Annotated in this window: 22 protein-coding genes; 12 read left to right on the forward strand and 10 right to left on the reverse strand. The window is 70.7% G+C overall.

Features of this window, described 5'->3' with window-relative positions; genetic code table 11:
• Position 1 precedes the first annotated feature (1 nt).
• The 5 genes from ACY34I_RS00110 to ACY34I_RS00130 all read right to left on the reverse strand — a co-directional run bounded on the left by ACY34I_RS00110 (position 2) and on the right by ACY34I_RS00130 (position 4254).
• On the reverse strand, positions 2-412 hold the full coding sequence (locus tag ACY34I_RS00110) for a Rieske (2Fe-2S) protein (protein ID WP_462751185.1): 411 nt from the start codon (positions 410-412) through the stop codon (positions 2-4).
• Positions 409-1845 carry an aldehyde dehydrogenase family protein gene (locus tag ACY34I_RS00115; protein ID WP_462751187.1) on the reverse strand — a complete coding sequence of 479 codons (1437 nt, stop codon included), beginning with the start codon at positions 1843-1845 and terminating at the stop codon, positions 409-411. The genes ACY34I_RS00110 and ACY34I_RS00115 overlap by 4 nt, the downstream gene beginning before the upstream one ends.
• Complete coding sequence (locus ACY34I_RS00120; protein WP_462751188.1) at positions 1842-3062, reverse strand: NAD(P)/FAD-dependent oxidoreductase; 1221 nt, start codon at positions 3060-3062, stop codon at positions 1842-1844. The genes ACY34I_RS00115 and ACY34I_RS00120 overlap by 4 nt, the downstream gene beginning before the upstream one ends.
• A gap of 7 nt (positions 3063-3069) precedes the next feature.
• Positions 3070-3447 (reverse strand): Rieske (2Fe-2S) protein, encoded by a 378-nt coding sequence (locus tag ACY34I_RS00125; protein WP_462751190.1) that lies wholly within the window; start codon positions 3445-3447, stop codon positions 3070-3072.
• Between the two features lie 93 nt (positions 3448-3540).
• The gene (locus ACY34I_RS00130; RefSeq protein WP_462751192.1) at positions 3541-4254 is read right to left on the reverse strand and encodes a TenA family transcriptional regulator; all 714 of its coding nucleotides are present in this window, start codon (positions 4252-4254) and stop codon (positions 3541-3543) included.
• A 241-nt stretch (positions 4255-4495) separates the two neighbouring features.
• On the opposite strand from ACY34I_RS00130, the gene ACY34I_RS00135 reads away from it, so the two are divergent.
• The gene (locus ACY34I_RS00135) at positions 4496-5206 is read left to right on the forward strand and encodes a DUF1275 family protein (RefSeq protein WP_462751194.1); all 711 of its coding nucleotides are present in this window, start codon (positions 4496-4498) and stop codon (positions 5204-5206) included.
• A 158-nt stretch (positions 5207-5364) separates the two neighbouring features.
• A complete protein-coding gene (locus tag ACY34I_RS00140) occupies positions 5365-6141 on the forward strand; it encodes a M12 family metallo-peptidase (RefSeq protein WP_462751196.1) in 777 nt (258 codons plus the stop codon).
• A gap of 78 nt (positions 6142-6219) precedes the next feature.
• Here the strand turns inward: ACY34I_RS00140 and ACY34I_RS00145 are convergent, their stop codons facing one another.
• Positions 6220-7899, reverse strand: a complete 1680-nt coding sequence (locus ACY34I_RS00145; RefSeq protein WP_462751198.1) for a glycosyl hydrolase family 28-related protein — start codon at positions 7897-7899, stop codon at positions 6220-6222.
• Between the two features lie 262 nt (positions 7900-8161).
• Positions 8162-9589 carry a glucuronate isomerase gene (uxaC, locus tag ACY34I_RS00150; RefSeq protein ID WP_462751200.1) on the reverse strand — a complete coding sequence of 476 codons (1428 nt, stop codon included), beginning with the start codon at positions 9587-9589 and terminating at the stop codon, positions 8162-8164.
• A gap of 179 nt (positions 9590-9768) precedes the next feature.
• Here uxaC and ACY34I_RS00155 point away from each other — a divergent pair, with 179 nt between their 5' ends.
• From ACY34I_RS00155 to ACY34I_RS00200, 10 genes are all read left to right on the forward strand, one after another.
• Entirely contained in the window at positions 9769-10758 is a 990-nt protein-coding gene (locus ACY34I_RS00155; RefSeq protein ID WP_462751202.1) for a LacI family DNA-binding transcriptional regulator, read from the forward strand.
• Positions 10759-10824: 66 nt separating this feature from the next.
• Entirely contained in the window at positions 10825-12045 is a 1221-nt protein-coding gene (locus ACY34I_RS00160; protein ID WP_462751204.1) for an ABC transporter substrate-binding protein, read from the forward strand.
• The gene (locus tag ACY34I_RS00165; RefSeq protein WP_462751206.1) at positions 12042-13187 is read left to right on the forward strand and encodes an ABC transporter ATP-binding protein; all 1146 of its coding nucleotides are present in this window, start codon (positions 12042-12044) and stop codon (positions 13185-13187) included. The genes ACY34I_RS00160 and ACY34I_RS00165 overlap by 4 nt, the downstream gene beginning before the upstream one ends.
• Positions 13184-14110, forward strand: a complete 927-nt coding sequence (locus ACY34I_RS00170) for an ABC transporter permease (RefSeq protein WP_462751208.1) — start codon at positions 13184-13186, stop codon at positions 14108-14110. The genes ACY34I_RS00165 and ACY34I_RS00170 overlap by 4 nt, the downstream gene beginning before the upstream one ends.
• A complete protein-coding gene (locus ACY34I_RS00175) occupies positions 14110-15003 on the forward strand; it encodes an ABC transporter permease (RefSeq protein ID WP_462751210.1) in 894 nt (297 codons plus the stop codon). The genes ACY34I_RS00170 and ACY34I_RS00175 overlap by 1 nt, the downstream gene beginning before the upstream one ends.
• A complete protein-coding gene (locus tag ACY34I_RS00180) occupies positions 15000-15614 on the forward strand; it encodes a bifunctional 4-hydroxy-2-oxoglutarate aldolase/2-dehydro-3-deoxy-phosphogluconate aldolase (RefSeq protein ID WP_462751212.1) in 615 nt (204 codons plus the stop codon). Before ACY34I_RS00175 ends, ACY34I_RS00180 begins: the two co-directional genes overlap by 4 nt.
• Entirely contained in the window at positions 15611-16819 is a 1209-nt protein-coding gene (manD, locus tag ACY34I_RS00185; RefSeq protein ID WP_462751214.1) for a D-mannonate dehydratase ManD, read from the forward strand. The genes ACY34I_RS00180 and manD overlap by 4 nt, the downstream gene beginning before the upstream one ends.
• Complete coding sequence (locus ACY34I_RS00190; protein WP_462751216.1) at positions 16813-17766, forward strand: sugar kinase; 954 nt, start codon at positions 16813-16815, stop codon at positions 17764-17766. The genes manD and ACY34I_RS00190 overlap by 7 nt, the downstream gene beginning before the upstream one ends.
• Positions 17763-19283 (forward strand): UxaA family hydrolase, encoded by a 1521-nt coding sequence (locus ACY34I_RS00195; protein WP_462751218.1) that lies wholly within the window; start codon positions 17763-17765, stop codon positions 19281-19283. Before ACY34I_RS00190 ends, ACY34I_RS00195 begins: the two co-directional genes overlap by 4 nt.
• Positions 19280-20767, forward strand: a complete 1488-nt coding sequence (locus tag ACY34I_RS00200) for a mannitol dehydrogenase family protein (protein ID WP_462751220.1) — start codon at positions 19280-19282, stop codon at positions 20765-20767. Before ACY34I_RS00195 ends, ACY34I_RS00200 begins: the two co-directional genes overlap by 4 nt.
• A 54-nt stretch (positions 20768-20821) precedes the next feature.
• On the opposite strand, the gene ACY34I_RS00205 is transcribed toward ACY34I_RS00200, so the two are convergent.
• From ACY34I_RS00205 to ACY34I_RS00215, 3 genes are all read right to left on the reverse strand, one after another.
• Positions 20822-22255 (reverse strand): glycoside hydrolase family 28 protein, encoded by a 1434-nt coding sequence (locus ACY34I_RS00205; RefSeq protein WP_462751222.1) that lies wholly within the window; start codon positions 22253-22255, stop codon positions 20822-20824.
• 72 nt (positions 22256-22327) lie between these two features.
• On the reverse strand, positions 22328-23743 hold the full coding sequence (locus tag ACY34I_RS00210; RefSeq protein WP_462751224.1) for a glycoside hydrolase family 28 protein: 1416 nt from the start codon (positions 23741-23743) through the stop codon (positions 22328-22330).
• 10 nt (positions 23744-23753) lie between these two features.
• Positions 23754-25025: a glycoside hydrolase family 28 protein gene (locus ACY34I_RS00215; protein ID WP_462751226.1), complete on the reverse strand. Its 1272-nt coding sequence runs from the start codon at positions 25023-25025 to the stop codon at positions 23754-23756.
• Between the last annotated feature and the right edge of the window lie 613 nt (positions 25026-25638).

Genomic DNA, 25638 nt, shown 5'->3' on the forward strand with positions numbered 1-25638 from the left:
ATCACCTCACCGGTTTGCGGCGGCGCGGGCCACCGGTCGCGATGTCTTCCGGCGTCACGCCCACGTAGATCTGCCCCTCCTCTTCCCGCACGGGGAAGGTCTTGATCGGTTCGGTGGCGGGCGGGCAGACCGGCTCGCCGGTCTCGAGATCGAAGACGCTGCCGTGGCAGGAGCAGCCGATGCCGTCGTCGACCAGCTTGCCCGACGACAGCAGGCAGTCCAGGTGCGTGCAGTAGTTCGACGTGGCATACGCCTTGCCCTCGAAGCGGGCGACGCACAGCTCCAGGCTGTCGGCGTAGAAGCGGCGGACGTAGCCGTCGGGCACCTGACCTGAGCGGGCGACGCAGACGAACCTGACGGTGCCCGGCTCCGCTCCCGCTGGCGCGGCGCCGGCGGCCTCTGGCGCGCTCATGATCCCACGTACACGGTCTTGTCGACGGTGTAGAAGTGCATCATCGTCTCCCCTGCCTGTTCCTTGAACGTCTGCGTGCTGGAGTTCTTCAGCCCACCGAAGGGCGCGTTCATCGCCATGCCCGTGGTGGGCTGGTTGACCTTGACCAGGCCACTGTCGACCCGCCGGGCGAATTCGAGCGCACGACCCAGGTCGCGGGTGACGATGCCGGCCGACAAACCGTACGCCGTGTCGTTGGCGAGGCTGATCGCCTCGTCGAAGCTGCCGACCCGCAGCACGCCCAGGACCGGCCCGAACACCTCGTCCTGCGCCAAGGGCGACGAGGGGTCGACGTCGGCGAAGACCGCCGGACGAACGAAGTTGCCGTGCTCCAGGCCCGGGCCGAGCGGCTCGTCACCGGCGCGGAGACGGGCGCCGGCAGCCGCGGCGAGGTCGAGGTAGTGCCGGGTCTTGTCCAGTTGGGCGCGGGTCGCGAGGGGGCCCATCTGTACGCCGTCGGCGAGCCCGTCGCCCACGCGGCGGGCGCGGGCGAGTGCGACCACCCGCTCGACGAGCGCGTCGTGCACGGCATCGTGGACGATCAGTCGGCTGGTGCCGGTGCACGCCTGGCCGCTGAGGCCGAACGCCCCGCGGACCACGATGTCGGCCGCCCGGTCCAGGTCGGCGTCCTCCAGCACGATCACCGGGTTCTTGCCACCCATCTCCAGTTGGCAGCGCTGGCTGGGTCCGACCGTGCGGTGGATGGCCGCCCCGACGTCGTAGGAGCCGGTGAAGGTCACCGCACCCACCCGTGGATCCGCGACCAGCGCCGCGCCGGCCTCCCCGCCGCCCTGCACGAGGGCGAGCGCACCGGCCGGGACACCCGCCTCGAGCAGCGCCTCAACCAGCCGCTGCCCCATCAGCGGGGTCACCTCGCTCGGTTTGAACACCACCCCGTTGCCCGCGGCCAGGGCGGGGCCGAGCTTGCGGGACGGGATGTTCAGCGGGAAGTTCCACGGGGTGATGGCCACGACAACGCCGACCGGCTCTCGGGAGGTGTAGACGAGGCTGCCGTCGCCCGTGGCGTAGGTGCGGCCCGCGATCCGCATCGCCTCCCCCGCATAGAAACGGAGGTTCGACGGGGTACGACGGGTCTCGGTGAGCGCCTCCGCAAGCGTCTTGCCCTCCTCGCAGACCAGTTCCCGGGCCAGGTCGTCGGCGCGGGCGGCGAGGATGTCCGCGGCCCGGTGCAGGACGTTCGCCCGCGCCTCCGGACCGCGCTGCGCCCATTCCCGGTAGCCGGCGGCGACCGAGGTCACCGCGTCGTGGGCGTCCTTCGCGTCGGAGTCCGGGAACACGGCGACGACGTCGCGCTCGTCCGCCGGGTTACGTCGCTCGCGGGTACGCCCGCTGGCCGAGCCCACCCACTCGCCACCGATGAAGTTGCCCTTCACAGTTGCTCCTCCAATGCCGTCAGTTCCGCCAGGTCGAAGTCCTCGTCGGCGAGGACGCTGGCCTCGACGCTGACCTGCGCGGCGATCAGTTCCTTGGCGACGAGGACGTCCCCGCCGCGGTCGACGGCGAACGCCGCCCGGACCAGGCCGCCCCGCAGGTAGAACGCCGAGAAGTCGCGCTCCTCGACCGAACCGCGCACGACCAGCTCGTCCCAGACCGGCGCGTGGCCGGTGTACTGCAGGTTGTGTTCGTACTGGTCCGACCAGAACCAGTGCGGATCCGCGTATACCGTGCTCCGGCCGATCATGTTGTTGGCGGCGGCGGTCGCTTGCCGGCTCGCGTTGTCGAAGTGCTCGACCCGGATCCGCTCGCCGAAGAGCGGATGCCAGTGGTTGGCCACGTCGCCGGCGGCGTACACGTTCGGCACCGCGGTCCGGCAGTACTCGTCGACGAGGATGCCGTTGTCGACGGCGAGGCCGGACCGCTCGGCCACGGCGGTGTTCGGCGTGATACCGATGCCCACCACCACCAGGTCGCCCTCGATGCGGCCGCCGCTGGTGGTGACGACGACACCGGTCGGTGTCTCGACGACGGACTCGACGGACTCTCCCAGCCGGAGCGCGACGCCCTGCTCGCGATGGATCGCCGCGCAGGTGGTGCCGATCTCCCGGCCCAGTACGCGCTGCAGCGGCACGTCCAGCGCTTCCACCATGGTCACCTCGGCGCCCCTGCCGCGGCTGGTGGCGGCGACCTCGGCGCCGATGAAACCCGCGCCGATCACGATCACGTGGACGCCCGGGTGCAGCTCGGCGCGGAGGCGGTCCGCGTCCCGCCGGGTGCGCAGGTAGTGGACCCGCTCACCCCCGACGTCCCGGAGGCGGCGGGGGCTGCCACCGGTGGCGAGGAGAACCCCGGCGGCGGCGACCTCGGTGCCGTCGGCCAACTCGACCAGCCCGCGCTCCGGCCGGATCACCACGGCCGGCTGGCCGAGCCGCAGGTGCACGTCGTTCGCCGCGCACCACTGCTCCGACAGCAGGTCCAGGCCGCAGTCGTCGTCGCCGGCGAGGTACTCCTTCGACAGCGGTGGCCGCTGGTACGGCGCTTCCGGTTCGGCGCCGAGCAGCTCGATCCGACCGTCGAAACCGCGTCGACGCAATGCGCGAGCGGCGACGGCGGCGGCCTGACCGGCACCGACGGTGACTATGGTCCTCGTCATCGGCGTGTCACCCCGCAACCTCGACCCGGTGCCCTGCGTCGGCGGTCTGCGCGCGCCGGGCGCGCGGTCGCGGGTCGACGTAGACGTTGCCGTCCGCCACCCGGACGTCGTACGTCGGCTGGCACTCGGTCTGGTCTGCCGCCTCGCCGGTGGCCGGGTCGAAGGACCACTGGTGGCCGGGGCAGATGATCCGCCCGTGCAGCACCGTCCCCTTGCTCAGGGAGCGCTGCTTGTGCACGCACACGTCGTGCAACGCGAAGACCCGGCCGTTCACGAGGAAGAGCGCTACCGGCGTACCGCCGACTACTACCTGCTTTTTCTTGCGACGCGCGAGCTCGGACAGCTCGGCGACGAGCACCCACTCGACGGGGTCAGGCTCGCTCATGTGCGACTCCCTCCGGGTCTGAAGCAGCGGAACTGCGGCCGCAGCTGCCGGCGGGTGGGCCAACAGTCGACCCACCCGTCCGGCGGCTTGCGATCAGGCGGTGACCAGGTCCGGTGCGACGTAGGTGTCGTAGAGCGCCTTGGTGTAGGCGAAGCGCATCTCCGCGCCCCAGCGGACGAACTGCAACGATCGCTGCTGCAGTTCGGGCGTGTTGGCGTGGTCCAGGACGATCTGGTAGCCGCGCTCGCCGTGTACCTCGTCGGAGGTGATGTGCAGGTCGAAGAACTCGATCTCGTCCTCGGTAAAGCCGTACACCTCGCGCAGCGGGACGATCTGCTTCTTGTAGATGCTCGGCACCTGGGACTCCAGCCCCACGACCAGTGCCGCGGTCGCCACCGCGAAGTGCTCGCGCATGGCCGTGGCATAGCACCACGCCTGCAGGCCGCGGGTCACCGCGTTCATGTTGTTCGGGTCCTCGATCCGCTCCCGCGTCGTCCCGCACGCCTCGGCGAAGCGGATCAGCAGGTCGGTGTGGCGGATGTCGGCCAGTTCCTCCTCGTACATGTTCTGCAGCAGGAAGTCCTTGGCGTCGGTGCAGGTGTCGGGGGTGTTGGCGTAGACGTAGGCCAGGTAGTCGGCGAACGGGCCCACGTAGTGGTAGTGGTTCTCCGCCCAGCGGGCGAAGTGGTGCCGCTGCAGCTTGCCGTCGGCCCAGGCCTGGCTGAACGACGCGTTCTTGGCCTCTCTGCCCTTGATCGCGTCCTCGAGGGCAGCGCGGAACTTGTCGCGGGAGAGCAGCTCGGTCATCTTGTCGCCTCTCTCTGTGATGCGTCGGGGCGGTCCCGGCAGCTCGGCGTAACGCCATGGGTGTCTGGGGTGCCACCAACGCTAGGGAGCCCACGACCAGCGCCCCACGGCTAAGGTGCACATGCTTCGCCGTGCTCTTCTGTGCAATCAGCCCACGGCTTCCCGTCGGCCGGTTTGTCATCGTGGACCAATGCCCACGATCAAGAGCACGCTTCCGCGCCGAACCAGGTGGACGCCAACCATGGGGGCGCGGAGCAGGGATCAGCAGCGCCGGTGGCGAGAGGTGCTGGCCGTCGTGCTGGCGGTGAACAGCGGAGCCACCGACGCGATCGGTTTCCTCGCCCTGGGCGGCGCCTTCACCAGCGTGATGACCGGGAACATGGTTCTGCTCGGGATCGCCGCTGCCGGGGCCGACGGTGCACTGGCCGTGCACACCGGCGCGGCGATCGCCTGTTTCATCCTCGGCTGCTCGCTCGGCACCCGCATCGCCGGCACCCCCAGCCCCGACGACCCGGTCTGGCCGCGGGCGGTGACCCGCGCACTGGCCGTCGAGGGCGTGGTGCTCGGGGCGTACGCGGTGGGCTGGTGGCTGAGCGGCGCCCACCCGTCGGGGCAGCTGCAACTGTTGTTGCTGGTCCTCAACGCGATCGCGCTCGGCATCCAGAGCAGCACCGTGCAGCGCTTCGGGGTGGCGGGGCTGTCGACCACCTATCTCACCGGAACGCTCACCACCGTGATCGCGCGTCTCACCTCCGGGCACCGGCTGCGCGACGTCGCGCAGAGCATCCTCACTCTGCTCGGGCTGATCGCGGGCGCAGCGCTCGGCGGGTTGCTCGCGGTACGCGCGCCGGCATGGGCGCCCCTGGTGCAGCTGGCAAGCCTCGGCATCGTGCTGGCTGCGGCCGTTGCGGTGATCCAACCGGCGCCCGAGCGCGACCTCCGGGTCACGTGACCGGGCGCAGCGGGATGACGCGGCCGCGTCGCCATCCAACGTCAAAATATCCACAATAATATGTTTCTCCCCCGCGTCATATTCATCTCCCCCCATGTCATCTGGCAGGGTTGGACGACGCACCGCCCGTGCGTAGAGCTCGACATGGGGGAGTTCATGTGAAGAAAACAGGTCGATCCATCGGCGGGGTCCTCCTCGCGGCCGCAGGCACCATCGTCGTCGCCCTCAGCTCCACCGCCCAAGCCATCGGCGCCCCGCCGATGCAGGACCGGGACGCGGTGGTGGTCTCGGTGCAGAAGAACCTGGACGGCACGATCACCGAAACCGCCTACACGCCTGCGCCGGGGGTTACTCCCAAGGATCTGGCCGCCCGACTCACGGCACGGGGGGTGCCGAACGTCACCGTCGCCGACGAACCCGACATGGGTGCGCTCGTCGACGCCTGCTCGTCCGGGACCGCCCGGACCTGGCCATCGTCGGCGACGTGCTTCGTCCGTTGGGCGTACAACGGCTACGTGCGGCCGCAGGTCTACTTCATCGACCACTCCGGATCGGAGTGGCCCGTCGGTCGCTCAGTGACCAAGTGGAACGAGACCTCCGGCATCGACTCGGTGTATCGCATCCCGAGCTCGGGTTGCCCGGGCGGCGGAATCCACTGCGTCCACGTCTACAGCGGAAACTACGGTTCCGGCTGGACGGGTCAGACGAGCCGCACCCTCAACGCCGCGGCAACCTACTACGCCGGTGCGACGGTCCAGCTGAACACCTACTACAGCGGCACCGAGTACGAGCGCTGGAACACCGCCTGCCACGAACTCGGGCACGTGCTCGGCCTGGGGCACAACACGTCAACCAGTAGCTGCGTTTACGCGTACCGCAGCTCGCAGCGGTATCCGAACACCGACGACTTCAACCTGTTGGAACGCTACTACTGAGCGGTCGCGTACGGGCCCGGCCAGACTCGGTCGGGCCCGTCGCCGTCGCGGTGCGTCAGGCGCCGCGGGGCTGCCGTATCAGGGCCGTCCGCGCTGCGCGACATACAGGTCCTCGACCGACGGCGCCGTCCCTTGGACGGCGAGCAGCGATTCGAGGTCGCCGGAGAAGTCGCGGGGCAGCCCGCTGCTGGTGTCCTCGACGCCCTGCACGCACACCGTGACGCTGCGCGGTGCCACGTCGGCGATGATGACCGCGTACTGGCGGCCGTTCGTGATCCGGACGTTCCAGTGCACCATCCGGGCGCCGAAGAGGGGACCTGACGCGGCGGAGCCACCGACCCGTCCGTTGTTCTCGAGTGTGATGTTGGTCCGGGCGTTCTCGAAGGGCATGGCTCGGTGGGAGTCGAACGTCCCCTCCGCCATGCGCCCACTGCAGTAGACGTTCCCGGCGGACAGTCCCTCCAGGTTCAGCCCGTGATGGATGGCACCGGCGGGAACCGGGACGGTGAACCGTTCGATCTCGAAGTCTTCCACCAGGTTGTCGTTGGACTGCATGCGGCAGGCGAAGCTGTGGTGGGCGGCCCGTCCGCCGACGGTCACGCCCGTGATGGTGACCGACTTGGCGGAGGTGAGCCCGAAGCCGAGGTCGCAGTTCTCCACGCGTACGTCCCGCGCCCAGCAGTCGTGGACCGCTTGAAAGCACACGCCGTTCGAGCCCGGATGCCTGTTGTGCGCGGTCTGTGGGACGAGTTCGTTCCTGATCGTGAGGTGCTCGACGCCGGCGTCGTGAACCGTGGGGCCGATGGCACGCAGCCGGGCCGGCCATCCGGGCCGCAGGTCGTACTTGGGGGGCTGGGCCAGCCGGACGATCCGCTCGCCGAGCACCGCGTCGACCCGCACCGGCCATTGCAGGGTCGCGTACTGCACGTACTGCCCGCCGGATCCGGTGACGAGTTGGGGCGCCCCGCGTGGCCAGTCGTAGTCCCGGGTGCCGGGAACGTCGCCGGCGAGGTGCTTCAGCAGGCTCGCGTCCGGCGGGTTCTGGCACTCCAGGACGACCATGTCCCCGGGAGTCAGCCGGGTCGTGCTGGACACCATGAGGGTCCGCTGACCGCGGGAGGCGACGCCGACCTCGGCGAGCACGTCGCCGAGCAGCCACCCTTCGGTTCCCGCGTAGTCCTCGGCCTCCGACCGGGCGCGGCGCTCGGGCGAGACGAACCAGATCTGGCCGCCGGTCCAGGACCAGCGGCTGTTTCCGTTGGACTGGCGGTTCGGTCGGTAGCCGTCCTCCAGGTGACGGGTGAAGTGCAGGACGGTGGAGTCCCGACCTGCCCCGCGCAGCACCACTGCGGACCAGTGCATCCAGACCGGCCCGGACAGCGTGTAGGTCCCCGGCGGCACGAGTACCACTCCCCCGCCGTGCTCGCCCGCGTGAGCTACGGCGGCGTTGAATGCCGCGGTGCAGTCCGTCCCGTCGGGGCGGGCGCCGAAGTCGGTGACCTTCGCGATGACCGGAGGCGCCGGCGGCCGCTCGCCGAGCCGGTAGCCTGCGGCGGACACGTCCGGCACCAGCGGGTGGCAACCGGGGGCCGCCCGCCACTGTTGCAGCAGATCGGTGGAGACGTCCCCCGGCGACCCTGCGGCCTCCGCCGCTCGCGCCGGCCGAGCGGTGCCGGCGAGCGTCGTGGCGGCCGTGGCGGCCGCCCCCAGGCCGAACAACCCTCGTCGGGTGATGGCGGGCTGCGTGATCGGCGGCATGGCAACTCCTCCACGCGTACGGGTGAAACCGTTTGCGGTGCGAGGTTCACGACACCAAAGGGTTGGCCGGCGGTCAATGCGTCACGAGACTGAAACTTGTTTCAATCTCGATATTCCTCCGCGGCGTTGTCGGTCCGCCGGCGACAACGCACGGCCACGACGATCTGCCGCCCTCGCTCTCGTTGCCGCGCACCGGCCCGGCTCACCTGAATCGCGCGAGCCGGGCCGCGGCGTTGACATGCCAGGGCGCGGACGACCGCGGCTACTTCCCGAGGGCAGCAGGGGCGTACGCCTGCTGCGGCAGGCGGTACGCCAGGTCGATCGCGGTCTCCACGGCCTCGTCCTCGGAGAGCCGGTGCTCCAGCACGAGACGGGCCAGGTAGCCGGCGTCGATGCGCCGGGCGAGGTCGTGGCGGGCGGGGATCGAGAGGAACGCCCGGGTGTCGTCCACGAAGCCGGAGGTGTTGTAGAAGCCGGCGGTCTCGGTCACCAGCTCACGGAAGCGGCGCATCCCGTCGGGGCTGTCCAGGAACCACCACGGCGCTCCGAGCCGCACCGAGGGGTACACGCCGGCGATCGGGGCGAGCTCGCGGGAGTAGACGGTTTCGTCGACGGTGAACAGGATGAGCCGGAAGTTCGGGTCGCGCCCGAACGCGTTGAGCACCGGTCGCAGCGCCCGGGTGAACTCGGCGCTGACGGGGATGTCGAATCCCTTGTCGGTGCCGAAGGCGGTGTGGATGGCGGTGTCGTGGTCGCGCAGCACGCCGGGGTGGATCTGCATGACCAGGCCGTCGTCACGTGACATCCGCGCCATCTCGTACAGCATGTGGCCGGCGAAGGCGGCCGCGTCGTCGTCGCGCACGCCGCCCTGGAGCGCCTCGGCGTAGATTCGCCTCGCCCCCGCTGGCGGCAGGGGTTCGGCGGCGGCGGTGAGGTGACCGTGGTCGGTGGCCCGCGCCCCGGCCTGCAGGAAGGCTTCGCGCCGGCGGCGCAGTGCGGCAACGAAGCCGTCGTAGTCGCCGGTGTCCACTCCGGAGAGCTCCTGGAGCCGCTGGACCCGGTGGGTCCAGCCGGTGGAGTCGACGTGGGTCAGGGCGTCCGGGCGAAACGTGGGGATCACCCGTGCGCCGAGGCCCGCCGCGGCGAGCCGGGCGTGATCGCCGAGCGCCGAGGTGGCCGGGTCGGTGGTGGAGATCAGTTCGATGTTGAAGGTGTCGAGCAGCGCCTGCGGCCGGAAGCCGGGCTCGGCCAGGCGGGCTTCGATGAGGTCGTAGAGCAGGTCGGCGGTGTCCGGACCGGGGGCCACGTCGATCTTGAGGACCTCGGCGATCTCGTGCTCGAGCCAGTAGCGGCTGGGCGTGCCGCGGAAGAGGTGCCAGTGGGCGCAGAAGCGCCGCCAGATCTGCCGGGGGTCGCGCTCGACCGCACCCCCGTCGACCCTGGGAACGCCGAGCTCCTCCAGCGGCACGCCCTGGGACACGAGCATCCGGGTCACGTAGTGGTCCGGCACCACCAGCAGCTGCGCCGGGTCGGTGAAGGGCTCGTCGTCGGCGAAGACGGCCGCGTCGACGTGCCCGTGCATGCACAGCAGCGGCAGTGCCTGCGTCGACTGGTAGATCCGGCGGGCGACGGCGCGGATGTCGTCTCCGGCTGGCAGGGCTCGGTCGGGGTGCAGACGCAGCTGTGCCACGCAGGTCTCCTCGGGCGGCTAGGGCTGAACAACTCCTGCAAAGGATTGCATTGACCTCGTCCACCTTCAAGGGGAAGCCGACGGCCTCCTGGAAACATTCACGTAACCGAGTATTGACACAGAACTGCAATCGGTTTCAGACTGCGAGGCACGCGCTTCACGGAGCAGGGAGGTGAGCCGTGCGAGCGACGATCCGCGAGGTGGCCCGCGAGGCGGGTGTCTCGGCATCGACCGTGTCGCGGGCGTTGTCGACGCCCGAGATGGTCAACGCCGCCACCCGGGAACGGGTCCTGCGAGCAGCCGAACGACTGGGCTACGCGCCCAACCGCGCTGCGCGTGGTCTGATCACCGGCCGCACCGGCAACCTGGGACTGATCGTCCCGGACCTGACCAACCCCTTCTTCCCCAGCGTGGTCAAGGGGGTGCAGGCCAAGGCGCGGGAGGCGGACTACGCCGTCTTCCTCGCCGACACCGACGAGGACCCGGCTGCCGAGATCGGGCTGGTGCGGGTCCTCGCCAAGCAGGTCGACGGCCTCATCCTCTGCTCCCCTCGGGCCCGCGAGGAGGAGATCCGCGAGCTGACCGAGCACACGACGCTCGTCATGGTCAACCGCCGCTTCGGCAACCTTCCGTCCGTCGTCTTCGACAACGCGGAGGGCATCCGGCAGGCGATCGCCCACCTCCAGGCGCTCGGTCACCAGCGGGTCGCCTGGGTCGGGGGGCCGCGGACCTCATGGTCCACCCGGGACCGGATGCGCGCCATGCGCGCAGCGACCGCCGCCGCCGGCATGGAACTGTACGTGGCCGGTCACTTCCCGCCCTACTTCGAGGGCGGGGTCGCGGCGGCCGATCTCGTCATCGCCTCCGGCGTCACGTCGGTCATCGCCTACAACGACGTCATGGCCCTCGGCCTGCTCAGCCGGCTACGGGACCGTGGCGTCGACGTGCCGGGCGACATCAGCGTGATCGGCATCGACAACATCCAGATGTCGGCGATGTCCTCCCCGGCCCTCACCACCGTTTCGCTCACCAAGGAGCAGGCCGGCCGCGCCGCGGTCGACCTGTTGCTCGCCCTGCTGTTGCAGCCCGACAGCGTGCGCAACACGCGTCGGGAGCTGCCCGCTCAACTTCTCGTGCGCGGCTCCACCGGGGTTGCGCGAACCACCTGACCACCACCTCCCCGACTGCAGGGCCACGGCCGCGACCTTCGGGGTGACCGAGGAAGGGACGTTTTCATGGGTATCACCCGGCGCAGTGCCTTGATCGCCACCGCATCGTCCGTACTCACGTTCGCCGTCGGCTGCGGGGCGCCGAGCGGCCCCGGCGGGGACAGCGGCGACAGCAGCGGGCCCGTGCCCGACAAGCCGAAGAAGGCCGTCACGCTCAACGTCCTGGACGTGGCGGGCAACCTGCAACTGACGCAGGGGATGATCGACGAGTTCGTGCAGAAGAACCCGGACGTCATCTCGCGGGTCACCTACTCCAAGTCGCCCGCCCCTGAACTGGCCGGCAAGATCAAGGCGCAGCAGAACGCCAACCGGGTCGACATCGGCCTGGTCCTGACCGGCGTGGACGGCCTCGCGGCCGGCATCGACCAGAACCTGTGGACGGACCTGCTGCCCACGTACGCGGACCGGCTGCCGGGGATGAACGACTACCTGGAACCGGCCGCCGCGATGCAGAAGTTGGCCGGCAACGCGGGCGTGACGGTCACCTACTACCCGTCCGGCCCCCTCCTGGAGTATCTGCCGGCGAAGGTGCCCAACCCGCCGACCAGCGCCGAGCAGCTTCTCGCCTACGCCAAGGCGCACCCGGGCAAGGTCCAGTACGCCCGCCCCTCCAACTCGGGCCCCGCCCGGACCTTCCTGATGGGACTGCCCTACATCCTCGGCGACAAGGACCCCAAGGACCCGGTGAACGGGTGGGACAAGACCTGGGCCTACCTCAAGGAGCTCAACCAGTACGTCGAGTACTACCCGAGCGGCACCAGCGAGACGATGAAGAACCTCGCCAACGGGTCCGTCGAGGTGATCGCCTCGACCACCGGGTGGGACATCAACCCGCGGGTGCTCGGCACGGTACCCAAGGAGGCGAAGGTCAGCTCGCTGCAGGGCTTCCACTGGGTGACCGACGCCCACTACGCCGTCATCCCCAAGGGCGTCTCCACCGACACCCAGGCCGCCGTGCTGGCCCTGCTGAAGTTCATGCTCACCCCCGAGCAGCAGGCCAAGGCGTTCGACCAGGGCTACTTCTACCCCGGGCCTGCGGTGAAGGGCGTCGACCTGTCGATGGCACCGCAGAAGAGCCAGGACGCCATCAAGGAGTTCGGCCGCCCGGAGTACGAGCAGCTCATCGCCAGCAACCCGACCGAGGTGCCGCTGGACGCGAAGGCTCTCGTCGCCGCGTTCGACCGCTGGGACCGCGAGATCGGCAGCGGAAAGGTGAAGCAGGGATGAGCACCGCGACCTCGGGCTTCTCCGAGCTGCGGCTGGACGGTGTGTCCCGCCGCTTCGGTAGCCAGGACGCGCTCAGCGACCTCGACCTGACCATCCGGGCGGGCGAGTTCATCGCCCTGCTCGGGCCGTCCGGTTGCGGCAAGTCCACCGCGCTGAACTGCCTCGCTGGGCTGCTGCCCCTGACCGCGGGCAGCATCTGGCAGGACGAACGCCGGGTCGACACCCTGCCGCCGGAACGTCGCGGGTTCGGGATGGTGTTCCAGAGCTACGCGCTGTTCCCGCACATGTCCGTCCGCGGCAACATCGCCTTCGGTCTGCGGATGCGGCGGCTGCCGAAGGACGAGATCCGCCGGCGTACCGCGGAGGCGGTCCGCCTCGTCCGTCTGGAGGAGCACGCCGACAAACTGCCCGGGCAACTCTCCGGCGGACAGCAGCAGCGGGTGGCGATCGCCCGCGCGGTCGTGCTCGAACCGTCGCTGGTGCTCATGGACGAGCCGCTGAGCAACCTGGACGCGAAGCTCCGCCTGGAGATGCGCACCGAGATCCGCCGGCTGCACCAGTCGCTGGGACTGACCACGGTCTACGTGACGCACGACCAGGAGGAGGCGTTGTCCCTGGCCGACCGCCTGGTCGTGCTCCGGGGAGGCCGGGTGCAGCAGATCGGGTCGCCCGAGGAGCTGCACACCCGGCCGGGCAACTGGCACGTCGCGGACTTCATGGGCTACCGCAACCTCTGGCCGATGCGGGCGCAGTCCGTACGCGACGGCCTGGTCACGGTGGAGGCCGACGGGCTGCGGCTCGTCGGCGACCCGGTCGGTGAGATCGCCCCGGGTGACGCGGTGGTCGCCGGGGTGCGCCCGGAGGATGTCCGGGTCGACCAGCCGGGCGCGCCGGACGGGGTGCCCGCCGAGATCGAGGTGGTCGAGTACCAGGGCCGGGAACTGGCGGCCGAGGCCCGCACCGCCTCGGGGCTGCAGGTCCACGTCCGCACCGAGAAGCGGCTCGCCCCCGGCGACGCGGTCTCGTTGCGCGTGTCACCGCGGCGGCTGCTGGTCTTCCCGACCGACCCGCACGAGCTGCCCCCCGCCGCCCCCGGCGACCCGGCGGACGCGGTGGTCAAGGAACCGGGGCTGGTCGGATGAGCGTCACGGCCACCCGCCCCACGACATCCGCCGCTGCGCCGCCGCCTCCTCGGGCGCACTGGCGGCACCGCCTGGCCGAACGGGGCGTCGACGCGCAGCTGTGGCTGCTCGCGCCGGCGGTGCTCTTCGTCGTCCTGCTGTTCCTGTACCCGTTCTTCTACGGCCTCGGCCTCTCCTTCCAACCCACCGAGGGCGGCCCGTTCGACGACTACTCCCGCTTCTTCGGGGACGCCTACCAGCGGGACACGATGTGGATCACGCTGCGCCTCGCGCTGCCGGCGGCCCTGCTGAACGTGCTCGCCTCGGTGCCCATCGCCTACCGGATGCGGGGGCGGTTCCGCGGCAAGCGGCTGGTCACCATCCTGCTGGTCGTACCCATCACGCTCGGGACCGTGCTGACCGCCCAGGGTCTGCTCAACTTCCTCGGTCCCACCGGCTGGTTCAACCGCGTGCTGCTGGCGCTGCATCTAACGGATGAGCCGGTACGGCTCGTGCACAACTACTGGGGCGTCTTCTTCTCCCTGGTCATCACCGGGTTCCCGTTCGCCTTCCTGCTCGTGCTGTCGTACCTCACCGGCATCGACCCGACGCTGGAGCGGGCGGCGGCCACCCTCGGCGCGGGTTGGTGGCAGCGGTTCCGCATGATCACCCTGCCGCTGCTGGCACCGGGGCTCGCCACCACGTTCTGCCTGACCTTCGTGCTGGCCTTCAGCGTGTTCCCGTCCGCCGTGCTGGTCGGCAACCCGGCCGGCGAGACCCGGGTCATCTCCATCGCCGCGTACCAGGCGGCCTATGAGCAGTACGACTACCCGTACGCGTCCGCGATCGCCATGATCATGGGCCTGATCGAGCTGGTCGTCATCTCGGTGGTGCTGCTGGCCCGCACCCGCCTCTACACCGGATCGACGGGAGGTAAGGGCTGATGAGCGCCGTCACTGGCATCCACCACGGCGACGCGACCGCCGCCGGCGAGACCCGGCCGCGACGGCGGCTGGTCGCGCGCCCCGCCGCCTGGCTGGTCTGGGGCGTGGTGGTCTTCTTCTTCCTCAACCTGCTCGGGGTGGTCGGCTCCGTCCTGGTCAGCTCCTTCGGCCAGCGCTGGTTCGACACGTGGCTGCCGGACGGCTACACCGGGAAGTGGTACGGGGAGGCGTGGCACGAGTTCGCGCTCTTCGACGTCATCGTCGTCACCCTGCAGGTCTCCCTGCTGGTCGTGGCGCTGTCGCTGGTGATCGGGGTGCCAGCGGCGTACGTGCTGGCCCGGCGCAACTTCCCCGGCAAACGGCTGGCGTACCTGGTCTTCCTGCTGCCGATCCTGATGCCGCCGATCACCTATGGCATTCCACTGGCGACGGTGCTCTACAAGTTCGGCCTGGCCGGTCACCTCTCCGGCGTCGTGCTGGCGAACCTCGTGCCGTCGGTGCCGTTCGTGATCCTCACCATGACGCCGTTCATCGAGCAGATCGACCCGCGGATCGAAAGCGCCGCCCGGATGTGCGGCGCCGGGCTGTGGTCGGTGTTCCTCCGGGTGCTGGCGCCGCTGCTGCTGCCCGGGATGCTCGCCTCGGCCATCCTCGTCCTGGTGCGCACCGTCGGCATGTTCGAGCTGACCTTCCTCACCGCCGGCCCGGACTCCCAGACCCTGGTGGTCGCCCTGTACTACTCCATGTCCGCGGCGGGTATCCGCGCCCAGCAGTCGGTGGACGCCATGGCCGTGATCTACACCGCCATGATGCTGGTGCTGCTCGTGATCAGCCTGCGCTACGTCAACCCGACCCAACTGGTCGCCCGGGTCAAGGAGGAGCCGGACTCGTGAGCGACCTGATCACCCTGCTGCGCGGGCAGCGGGTCCTCCCGGTGCTCCGACTGCCGACCGCGGCCGAGGCCACGGCCGCCACCGCCGCCATGTTCGGCCACGGCCTGCGGGTGGTCGAGTTGACCGCGACGACCCCGGGCTGGGCCGGCGCGGTGCGCGACACGCGCCGCGGCGCGCCCGACGGCACACTGGTCGGCCTCGGCACCGTCACCAGCGGGGCGCTGGCCACGCAGGCGGTGGAGGCGGGCGCGCAGTTCCTGGTCAGCCCGTGGCCGGCGCCCGACGTCGGGGCCGTCGCGGCGAGCGCCGGACTGCCGTTCCTGGAGGGCGCGTTCACCCCTGGCGAGGTGGCGGCCGCGGCCGCGCGCGGGCCGGTGAAGGTGTTCCCCGCCCACGTGGGTGGCCCGGCCTTCCTGACCAGCCTGCGGCAGCTGCTGCCGGACGCCGACCTGGTGCCCACCGGCGGGATCGCGCTCGACGCGGTGCCGGAGTGGCTACGGGCCGGCGCGTGCGCGGTCGGCGTCGGCAGCGACCTGCTGCGGCCGGGCGCGGCGGACCGGCTGCGGTCGCTGCTGGACGCATTCGAGGACGGGAGCGAGGAGCCGTCATGAAGATCGTCGACGCTCGGGTGATCGTGACCTGCCCGGGCCGCAACTTCGTCACCCTGAAGATCATCACCGATGAGGGTGTCACCGGGGTCGGCGACGCCACCCTCAACGGCCGCGAGCTGGCCGTCGAGTCGTACCTGCGCGACCACGTCGTCCCGCTGCTGATCGGGCGCGACCCGGCGCGGATCGAGGACACCTGGCAGTACCTCTACCAGGGGGCGTACTGGCGGCGCGGTCCGGTGACCATGAGCGCCATCGCCGCCGTGGACACCGCCCTGTGGGACATCAAGGGCAAGGTCGCGGGGCTGCCGGTCTACCAACTGCTCGGCGGCCGCTCCCGCGAGGGCGTGACCGTGTACGGCCACGCCAACGGCGAGACGGTCGACGAGGTGCTCACCGAGGTGGCGCGGTTCGTCGACCTCGGCTACCGGGCGGTGCGGGTGCAGTGCGGCGTCCCAGGTCTGGCCAAGACGTACGGCGTCAGCGGCGACAAGATGTTCTACGAGCAGGCCGACGCGGCGCTGCCCACCGAGGCGACCTGGTCGACCGAGCGGTACCTGGCGCACATCCCGTCGGTCTTCGCGAAGGTGCGCGACGAGTTCGGCCCGACCCTGCGGCTGCTGCACGACGTGCACCACCGGCTGACCCCGATCGAGGCGGCCCGGCTCGGGCGCAGCCTGGAGCCCTACGCGCTGACCTGGATGGAGGACCCGGTCCCCGCCGAGCTGCAAGACGGCTTCCGGCTCATCCGCCAGCACACCACCACCCCGATCGCCACCGGCGAGATCTTCAACTCCGTCTGGGACGCGACCCAGCTCATCCGCGAACAGCTCATCGACTACATCCGCACCACGGTGGTCCGCGCCGGAGGCATCACCCACCTTCGGCGCATCTTCGACTACGCCGCCCTGCACCACGTCCGCAGCGGCTCCCACGGCGCCACCGACCTCTCCCCCGTCTGCCTGGCCGCCGCGCTGCAACTCGACATCGCCATCCCGAACTTCGGCCTGCAGGAGTACATGCGGCACACCGCCCAGACCGACGAGGTGTTCCCGCACGACTATCAATTCGCCGACGGCTTCCTGCATCCCAGCGAGGCGCCGGGGCTCGGGGTGGACATCGACGAGGAGGCGGCGGCCCGCTTCCCCTACTCCCCCGCGTACCTGCCGGTGAACCGGCTCGAGGACGGCACGGTGCACCCATGGTGAGCACCGCCCCGGACGTACTCGTCCTCGGCGAGATCCTCGTCGAACTGACCGCGCTCGAACCGCTACGCGACGGCGCGGCGCTGCGCCTGGGCTTCTCCGGAGACGCGCTGAACGCCGCCGCCGCGGCCGCCGCGGCCGGCGCGCACACCTGCCTGCTGGCCCGGGTCCCGGAGGACGAACTGGGCGACGAACTGGTGGCCCGGGTGGCCGCGCTCGGCATCGACACGTCGTGCCTGATCCGCACCCCCGGGCAGCACGGCCTCTACCTGCAGCACGCCGACCCGTCCGGGCAGCGCGAGTTCGTCTACGTCCGGCGCGGCAGCGCCGGCTCCTGCCTGTCCCCCGCCGACGTGTCGCAGGACCTCGCCGCACGCGCGGGCGTGGTGCTCTCCAGCGGCGTCGCCTGCGCGATCTCGACCACCACCTTCGAGGCGGTATGCGTGGCCGCCCATGCCGCGAACTGCTTCGTGTACGACCCCAACTGGCGGCCACGACTCGTCGACGCGGACACCGCCGCCGGCCACCTGCGGGCGCTGGCCCCGCACGCCCGGCTGGTCACACCGGCGTGGCCCCGCGAAGCCGCGGCGCTGCTCGACGCCGCGGTCACGGATCCCGCCGAGGCGTGCGCCGCGTTCCGCGCGCTCGGAGCGACCGCGGTCGCCCTCACCCGGGGCGCCGACGGCGTGCTGCTGGACGATGGCGGGCAGCGGACCGAGGTGCCCGCGTATCCCGCCGAGCGAATCGTCGACCAGACCGGCGCCGGGGACGTGCTGGCCGGCACCGTCGCCGCCCGGCTCGCCCTCGGCGACGACCTGCCCGACGCGATCCGGCTGGGCGCGGCCGCGGCGGCGCTGTCGCTGCGCGGCCACGGCGGCACGGGATACCTGCCGGCGCTCGACGAGTCCCGCCGGCTGGTCGCGCAAACCGAAGTGGAGGTGGCGGGATGAGCCTGGTGGTGTTGCACGAGGGCGACGACGTCGCGGTGGCGACCACGGCGATGCCGGGCGGGACGTGCGTCGCGGTGCGCGGGGCCGGCGAGGTGACGCTGCGCGGCGACCTGCCCGCCGGGCACAAGGTCGCCCTGCGGGACCTGCCCGCCGGGGCGCTGGTGCGCAAGTACGGCCAGGTGATCGGCCGCACCCTCGCCGAGGTCCACGCCGGCGAACACGTGCACGTGCACAACCTCGGCATGCCGGAGAACGCCGCCGTCCGGACGGCACAGGGGGAAGCAGGTTCGGCCCCTGCGCTGCCCGCCGACCTGCGGCGGACGTTCCACGGCTACCGCCGGCCGGACGGTCGGGTGGCCACCCGCAACTACGTCGGGGTGCTGACCACCGTCAACTGTTCGGCGACCGTGGCACGGAAGGTCGCCCGCCTCACCGAGGACCTGGCCGAGGAGGTCGACGGAGTCGACGGGGTCGTCGCCCTGACCCACGGCACCGGCTGTGGCATGGCCGCCCAGGGTGACGGCTGGGAACTGCTGCGCCGCACCCTGGCCGGGTACGCACGCAACCCGAACATCGGTGGGCTGGTCGTCATCGGACTCGGCTGCGAGGTCAACACGGTGACCGGCCTGATGGCGGACCTCGGCGTGGCCGACCACGTACCGGTGTCGTCGTACACCATCCAGGAACTGGGCGGCACGTCGTCGGCGGTGCAGCGCGGCGTGGCACTGGTCCGGGGCATGATCGACGACCTGGCCGGCGCGGCACGTACCGAGGTCGACGTGGCGGAGCTCGTCCTCGGCCTGCAGTGCGGGGGGTCCGACGGCTGGTCCGGCCTGACCGCGAACCCCGCCCTGGGCGTCGCCTCGGATCTGCTGGTCGCCGCCGGCGCGACCAGCGTCCTGGGTGAGACGCCGGAGGTGTACGGCGCGGAGCACCTGCTGGCCGCCCGGGCCACCGACCCGGCGGTGGCGGACGCGCTGATGGCCCGCATCCGCTGGTGGGAGGAGTACACCCGGCAGCAGGGCACGACGCTGGACGCGAACCCCTCACCGGGCAACAAGGCCGGCGGCATCACCACCATCCTTGAGAAGTCGCTGGGCGCGGTCGCCAAGGCAGGCCACAGCCCCCTCGCCGCCGTCCGCGAGTACGGCGAACCGATCCCCCGGCCGGGCCTGGTGTTCATGGACACCCCCGGCTACGACCCGGTCTCGGTGACCGGGATGGTCGCCGGCGGGGCGAACCTGATCTGCTTCACCACCGGCCGCGGTTCCGTCTTCGGCAGCCGCCCCGTGCCGACGGTCAAGCTGGCCACCAACGCCGAGCTGGCCACCCGGATGGCCGGCGACATCGACCTGGACTGCTCGGCGGTGGTCGAGCAGGGCGTACCGCTGCCGGAGATGGGCCGCCAGGTGTACGACCTGCTGCTCGACGTGGCGTCGGGCCGGCGCACCGCCAGCGAGGAGATGGGCCTGGGCGGCGAGGAGATCGTGCCGTGGCAGCTCGGAGCGGTGCTGTGACCGCCGGGACCGCGCAGCGGCTACGCCTCGACACGTTGGCGCGCATCACCCGACCGGGCCAGAGCTGGCGCGGCCCGCAGGTGGACCCGCGCGCGCTGCGGGTCGGCATCGTGCACCTGGGCATCGGCGCCTTCCACCGGGCCCACCAGGCCGTCTTCACCGAACTGGCCGCCGCGGCCACGGGCCGCGACGACTGGGGCATCACCGGCGTCACCCAGCGGTCGGCGTCCGTGCGCGAGCAACTGACGCCGCAGGACGGCCTCTACTCGGTGCTCGAACGGTCCACCGACGCGGCATCGCTGCGCGTCATCGGCAGCGTCCGGGAGGTCGTCTTCGGCGGCGCCGACCCGGCGACGGTGGTCGACCGGATCGCCGACCCCGCCGTACGCGTGGTCACGCTGACCGTGACCGAAAAGGGATACCGCCGCGACGGCGCCGGCGGCTTGGACCGCTCCGATCCACAGGTCGCGGCCGACCTCGCCGGCCGGCCGCCCGGCACCGCCGTCGGCCAGCTGGTACGCGGGCTGCAGCACCGCCGGTCGCGAAGCGGCGCACCGCTCACCATCCTGTCCTGCGACAACCTGACCGGAAACGGACAGGTGCTGCGCGCACTGGTGCACGACTTCGTGGACGCGCTGCCGCCGTCGCAGGCAGCGGGGCTCGCCGACTGGATCGCGACGTCGGTACGTTTCCCGTCCTGCATGGTCGACCGGATCGTGCCGGCCACCACCGACCAGGACCGCGCCGACGTCCACCGGATCCTCGGCCTCGAGGACCAGGGCGTCGTGGTCGCCGAACCGTTCAGCCAGTGGGTCATCGAGGACGACTTCGCCGCCGACCGACCCGCCTGGGAACGCGCCGGCGCCGTCCTCACCACCGACGTCGCCGGATGGGAGGCGGTGAAGCTGCGCAACCTCAACGCGAGCCACTCGCTGCTCGCCTACCTGGGCGCCCTGTCGGGACACGACACCATCGCCGGCGCGCTGTCCGACGACCGGCTCGCGGCGGCCGCCGAAGCCCTGATGGTGCAGGACGTGGCACCCACCCTGCGGGTGCCGGACGGACTGGATCTCGACGACTACCGGCGTCAGGTGCTGACCCGCTTCGCCAACCCCGCGCTGCGGCACCGCACCGTGCAGGTGGCGATGGACGGGTCGCAAAAGCTGCCGGTGCGACTGTTGGGCACCGTTCGGGACCGCCTGTCCGCCGGCGAGGTGCCGAGGCACGCGGCGCTCGCGGTCGCGGCCTGGATGGTGTACGTCGCGCGGGGCCGCGACGTACGGGGACGAGAGCTGCCACTGGACGATCCGATGGCCGACCGGCTGCGCGCCGCGGCGGGGCCGGCCGACGGTGACCCGCAGCGTCTGGTCGACTCGCTGCTGGGCGTACCGGAGATCTTCGGCGCGGACCTTGCCCAGCACGACGGCTTCCGGGCGGCGCTGATCGACCACGTCGCGCGGTTGATGAAGGGCGAGCCAATCTGACCCGGCGGCACCGCTGGTCCCTGGGGGGATCAGCGGCGCCGTCGGTCGTCCCGCTCAGAGGAGCTGGCGGGGATCGGTGACCTGGGTGCCGTTGACCTGGAAGTTGTGGAAGGCGATGTCGACGTCCTGCAGGGTGCTCGGCTGGGCGATCTCCTCGAACGTGCAGTTGACGATCCGGACATCCTGGATCGGCGAGCGGGGATAGCCGGTCATGGAGAAGGCGTTGCGGGCCCGGCCCACCCGGACGTTGCGCAACTCGACGTTACGCACCCGCGGGGTCAACGGGCCGGTGTCCCCCTCGCCCCGGTAGAAGTTGCAGGAGATCACTTCCTTCGTCAGGTTCGAGATCTCGATGTCCTTGAGGAAGATGTTCTCGGCGAAGCCGCCCCGGTGAGAGTTCGTCTTGATGTACAGCCCGAAGTAGAGGTTCGGCCCGCCGATCCGGCAGTTGCGTACGAACACGTTGCGGACCCCGCCCGTCATCTCACTGCCCAGCGTGATAGCGCCGTAGCGGATGTTCATGGTGCACTGCTCGATCAGAATGTCCTCGGAGGGCACGTTGACCCGCAGCCCGTCGGCTTCCCGGCCCGACTTGATCGCGATGCAGTCGTCGCCGACGTCGAACGTGCAGCCCCGCACGACCACGTACCGGGAGGACTCGACGTCGACACCGTCGTTGTTCGGTCCCCGGGTGTCGATGTGCAGGTCCTCGATGGTGACGTTGCGCGACAGCACCGGGTGCACCTCCCACATCGGGGAGCGAACCATCCGGACCCCGGAGATGAGCACATTCGTGCACCGGTACGTCTGGATGAAGCTCGACCGCAGGTAGTAGCCGGGACCGAAGACCCGCTCGGACACGGGGACGCCCTGCTCGGCCAACTGACCGAGCCGGGTCACCCCCTCGCTGGCCTGGCTGCCCCAGGCCCACCAGTTGTCCCACGACGCCTGCCCGTCCAGCGTCCCGGTGCCGGTGACCGCCACGTTCGTGCACCCGTTGGCGTAGATGAGGGGCGAGTAGTTCATCAGTTCGACGCCCTCGAACCGGGTGAGCACGACCGGCAGGTAATCGCGCGGCTCGGTGCTGAAGAGCAGGGTCGCGCCGTCGGAGACGTACAGGTTGACGTTGTCGGCCAGGTGCACGGCACCGGTGAGGAACGAGCCAGCGGGGACCACGACCCGGCCGCCGCCGCTCGTGGTGCAGGCCTCGATCGCCGCGCGGATGGCGGCGGTGGCGGGCGTGACACCATCGCCGACCGCCCCGTAGTCGGTGATGTCGAAGTCGCGCAGCGGAAACCGCGGCGGCTGCACGTTGCGTAGGACGCGGCCGACGTCGCTCCAGGCGTCGGCGCCGGTGCTGGCACCCGGCCCGGACTCGGTGCTCCCGGACGCCTCCGCCGGCGCGCCGCCGGCCAAAGGCAGCAGGGTGGCGCCGGCCGCGGCACCGGCCAGTCGCAGGAAGTCCTTACGGCTCCATCGGGTGGACACGCGCATGCTCCTTCATCTCGTGTGCTGGGGGCCGGCCGGGTCGGCGGGCGAGACCGCCGACCCGGCTCCGGATCAGTTGTCGATGCGGATCCCGTTGACCCACACCTGGTCGAGTGCAAGCGCGTCGACGTCGCGGGCGACGTCAGGCTGCGTCACACCGTCGAACCGGCAGGCGTGCAGCCGGATGTCGCGCAGCGGGTGGCCGGGGTTGCCGAGCAGGGTGTACGCCTGCGGCGTGGAGGCCGCGGTCACCTGGCTGAGCACGATGTCGTGCACGTCCGGGTGGTGGTCGCCGGTGGTGACGTTGGCGTAGTTGAGCACCATCTCGACGGCGACCCCGCGGGCCACCCCGACGTCCACCCGGTGGATGTAGATGTTCTCGATGGTGCCGCCGCGTTGCGGGTTGCTCTTGAGCCGGATGGCGCGTTCCAGGCGGGGGCTGCTCATCCGGCAGTCCCGGACGAAGACGTTGCGGATGCCGCCGGTGGTCTCGCTGCCGAAGGTCACGCCGCCGTTGCCGTCGGCCATCTCGCAGTCGAGCACGACGACGTTCTGGCAGGGCACGTTGACCCGGCGGCCGTCGGCGTCCTTGCCTGCCTTCAGTGCGATGCAGTCGTCGCCGGTGCTGATCCGGCAGTTCTCGATCACCACGTCCGTGCAGGACTCGGGGTCGATGCCATCGTTGTTGGGGCCGTGCGGGCTGTCCACGGTGACCGAGCGGATGGTGACGTTGCGGCAGAGCACCGGGTGGATGTTCCACATCGGTGAGTCGCGTACGGTGACGCCCTCGATCAGCACGTTCTGGCACGAGTAGAGCTGCACGAGGTTGGGCCGCAGGTAGTGCCCCTCGCCGAAGACCCGCTCGGCCACGGGCACACCGTCGGCGGCCATCCTGGTCAGGCTGGTCTTGTCCGGCCCCTCGTTGGGTGGCGGGCCGCCGGTCCAGTCCCACCAGTGCTCGGCATCGGCGCGGCCGTCGAGCACACCGCTTCCGGTGATCGCCACGTTACGCTCGCCGTAGGCGTAGACGAGAGCCGAGTAGTTGAACAACTCGACACCCTCGTAGCGGGTGTAGACCACCGGGAGGTACGCGGCCGGATCGCGGCTGAAGGCGAGCGTGGCGCCGTCGGCCAGGTGCAGATTGACGTTGCTGAGCAGGTGGACGGCGCCGGTGGCGTAGGCCCCGGCGGGGACCACCACCCGGCCGCCGCCGGCCCGGTGGCATTCGGCGATGGCGGCGCGGATGGCCGTCGTGCAGTCGCTCGTGCCGTCGCCCACCGCGCCGAAGTCGGTGATGTCGAAGTCTCGGTCGGGGAAGGTGGGCGGTTGGACGCGTCGCAGGATCCGTGCGGCTTCGTCCCAGGCCCGGTCCGCCGCGCCGGCCTGGCTCGGTACCGCCGTCGCTGCCGACGGGCGGATGAGTGTGCCTACCGTCAGGGCGAGGCCGGTCACGGCCAGCAGGTCCCGACGTCGAAGGTGGTGAGTCATGCTGCGGCGCCTACTTCCAGTCGAGATTGCCGTCGACCCGGTCGCCGTTGATCATGAGGTTGTCGAAGCGGAGTCGCTCGACGTTCTCGAGGACGAACGGCTTGTCCGCCTTCTTCACCACGATGTCCTTGAGCAGGACGTCCCGCAGCGGCGCGGCCTGCGGGCCATGGGCTTCGAGCACCTGGCCGGCGGCTTCGACGGTGATGTCGGAGAACACGATGTCGCGGTACACCGGCGGGAAGTTGCCGCCCAGTTCGCCGGGGTAGTTCAGCTGGAACCAGATGAAGGTGTCGAAGGACTCGACCGTCATGTTCCGCACGCGGATGTGCTCGACCGTGCCGCCCCGGTCGAGGTTGCCCTTGAACCGGATGGCGGAGGCGCCGGTGCGCAGCACGTTGTCGGTGAAGTAGACGTAGCGGATGTCGCCGGACATCTCACTGCCGAGGGCGATGCCGTCCTCGCCGCCCATGTCGTTGTTGCGCACGACGACGTATTCACTCGGCCGGCCGATGGCCCGCCCGTCGAGGTCTCTGCCCGACTTCACCACCACGGAGTCGTCGCCGGTGCGGAAGGTGTTCTTCTCGATGAGCACATGCGTGCTCGAGTCGACGTCCACGCCGTCGTTGTTCGCCCGGTGGCTGTCCACGACGAGGTTGCGGACGATGGCGTCGTCGGTGTAGACGAGGTGGTTGATCCAGAATGGGGAGTTGTGGATCGTGTAGTCCTCCAGGAGCACCCGGGTGGCGTGGAAAAACTGGATGGCGCTGGGCCGTAGGTAGGTGCCGGCGCCAAAGATCCGCTGCTGGACCGGCACGCCGGTGAAGCCCATCTGACGCAGCTTCAGCTGGTCGTTCTGCTGCTTCCCCGTCCAGCTGTGGAACTCGTGCTGCTCGTTGCCGTCGATGACGCCCTTGCCGGTGATCGCCACGTCGTGCACGTCATTGGCGTAGATCAGCGGTGAGTAGCCGAACAGCTCGGTGCCCTCCCAGCGGGTGTGCACGACGGGCAGGTAGTCCTTGGCGGCCGGGCTGAACAGCAGCGTGGCTCCCTCGGCCACGTGCAGGTCGATGCGGCTGGCCAGGTGGATCGGCCCCTTGCTGAACCAGCGTCCGGCGGGCAGGACCACCCGCCCGCCGCCATCCTGAGAGGCGCGCTTGATGGCGGCCATGATGGCCGGTCGCGCGTCGGTGCTGCCGTCGCCCACGGCGCCGAAGTCGGTGACGGCATAGTCCCGCCTCGGGATGGCGGGTGTCTCGATCTTGTCGACGATTCGCTGGATCATCGCCGAGTCGGCGTTGGCGCTGGCTCGGGGGCTCGCGTCGGCTGCGGCAGCCGCGGTGACTGTCGAAGCGAGGGCCAGGGTCAGCAGGACCAGGGCGGCACGGGGACGTCGTGGGCGTCGTGATGCTCGCCTCGGTCCCGACGATGGGGTCGTCACGGCATTCCTTTCGGTTCGGGGAACGGACAGGTGGTGACGGTGGTGCGCGTCTCGTACGGCGTCGGCCCGGCCCTGCCCCTGCGGCACCGGTCGGGATCTGCTCATTGCCGGGGAGCTCGGGAGTCCGGAGGTGACCGTCCACCGGCGATCGAGCATGCAAACGTTTGCATGGATTATTCGACCGCCACCGAGCCTTGTCAACGGTCCTGAGGCGACAGATCCGTCGGCCAGCGCAGATCAGGGCCGGCTGCCCGGGCGCCGGGGCGTACGATGCTCCTGACGGCCGCAGCCCCTTGCGCCGATCCGAGCAAACGTTTGCAGGAGAATGGCGGCTGAGGGTGCTCCGCGCCTCCGTCGCCCCGGTCGTACAGTGGCGACCAGCAACAGCTGGTTCGACGTGACCCGCGCCGACGCGGTCGACCGGGAGGACTCACGGCGCACCACATCCGGACCGGCG

This window comes from Micromonospora sp. RTBAU3-60 (assembly GCF_054963695.1).

Bases quoted from the DNA above. Each gene is read 5' to 3' on its own strand.
- ACY34I_RS00110 (WP_462751185.1), bottom strand. From the start codon at position 412: ATGAGCGCGCCAGAGGCCGCCGGCGCCGCGCCAGCGGGAGCGGAGCCG.
- ACY34I_RS00120 (WP_462751188.1), bottom strand. From the start codon at position 3,062: ATGACGAGGACCATAGTCACCGTCGGTGCCGGTCAGGCCGCCGCCGTC.
- ACY34I_RS00125 (WP_462751190.1), bottom strand. From the start codon at position 3,447: ATGAGCGAGCCTGACCCCGTCGAGTGGGTGCTCGTCGCCGAGCTGTCC.
- ACY34I_RS00130 (WP_462751192.1), bottom strand. From the start codon at position 4,254: ATGACCGAGCTGCTCTCCCGCGACAAGTTCCGCGCTGCCCTCGAGGAC.
- ACY34I_RS00135 (WP_462751194.1), top strand. From the start codon at position 4,496: ATGGGGGCGCGGAGCAGGGATCAGCAGCGCCGGTGGCGAGAGGTGCTG.
- ACY34I_RS00145 (WP_462751198.1), bottom strand. From the start codon at position 7,899: ATGCCGCCGATCACGCAGCCCGCCATCACCCGACGAGGGTTGTTCGGC.
- ACY34I_RS00160 (WP_462751204.1), top strand. From the start codon at position 10,825: ATGGGTATCACCCGGCGCAGTGCCTTGATCGCCACCGCATCGTCCGTA.
- ACY34I_RS00165 (WP_462751206.1), top strand. From the start codon at position 12,042: ATGAGCACCGCGACCTCGGGCTTCTCCGAGCTGCGGCTGGACGGTGTG.
- ACY34I_RS00170 (WP_462751208.1), top strand. From the start codon at position 13,184: ATGAGCGTCACGGCCACCCGCCCCACGACATCCGCCGCTGCGCCGCCG.
- ACY34I_RS00175 (WP_462751210.1), top strand. From the start codon at position 14,110: ATGAGCGCCGTCACTGGCATCCACCACGGCGACGCGACCGCCGCCGGC.
- manD (WP_462751214.1), top strand. From the start codon at position 15,611: ATGAAGATCGTCGACGCTCGGGTGATCGTGACCTGCCCGGGCCGCAAC.
- ACY34I_RS00190 (WP_462751216.1), top strand. From the start codon at position 16,813: ATGGTGAGCACCGCCCCGGACGTACTCGTCCTCGGCGAGATCCTCGTC.
- ACY34I_RS00195 (WP_462751218.1), top strand. From the start codon at position 17,763: ATGAGCCTGGTGGTGTTGCACGAGGGCGACGACGTCGCGGTGGCGACC.
- ACY34I_RS00210 (WP_462751224.1), bottom strand. From the start codon at position 23,743: ATGACTCACCACCTTCGACGTCGGGACCTGCTGGCCGTGACCGGCCTC.
- ACY34I_RS00215 (WP_462751226.1), bottom strand. From the start codon at position 25,025: ATGATCCAGCGAATCGTCGACAAGATCGAGACACCCGCCATCCCGAGG.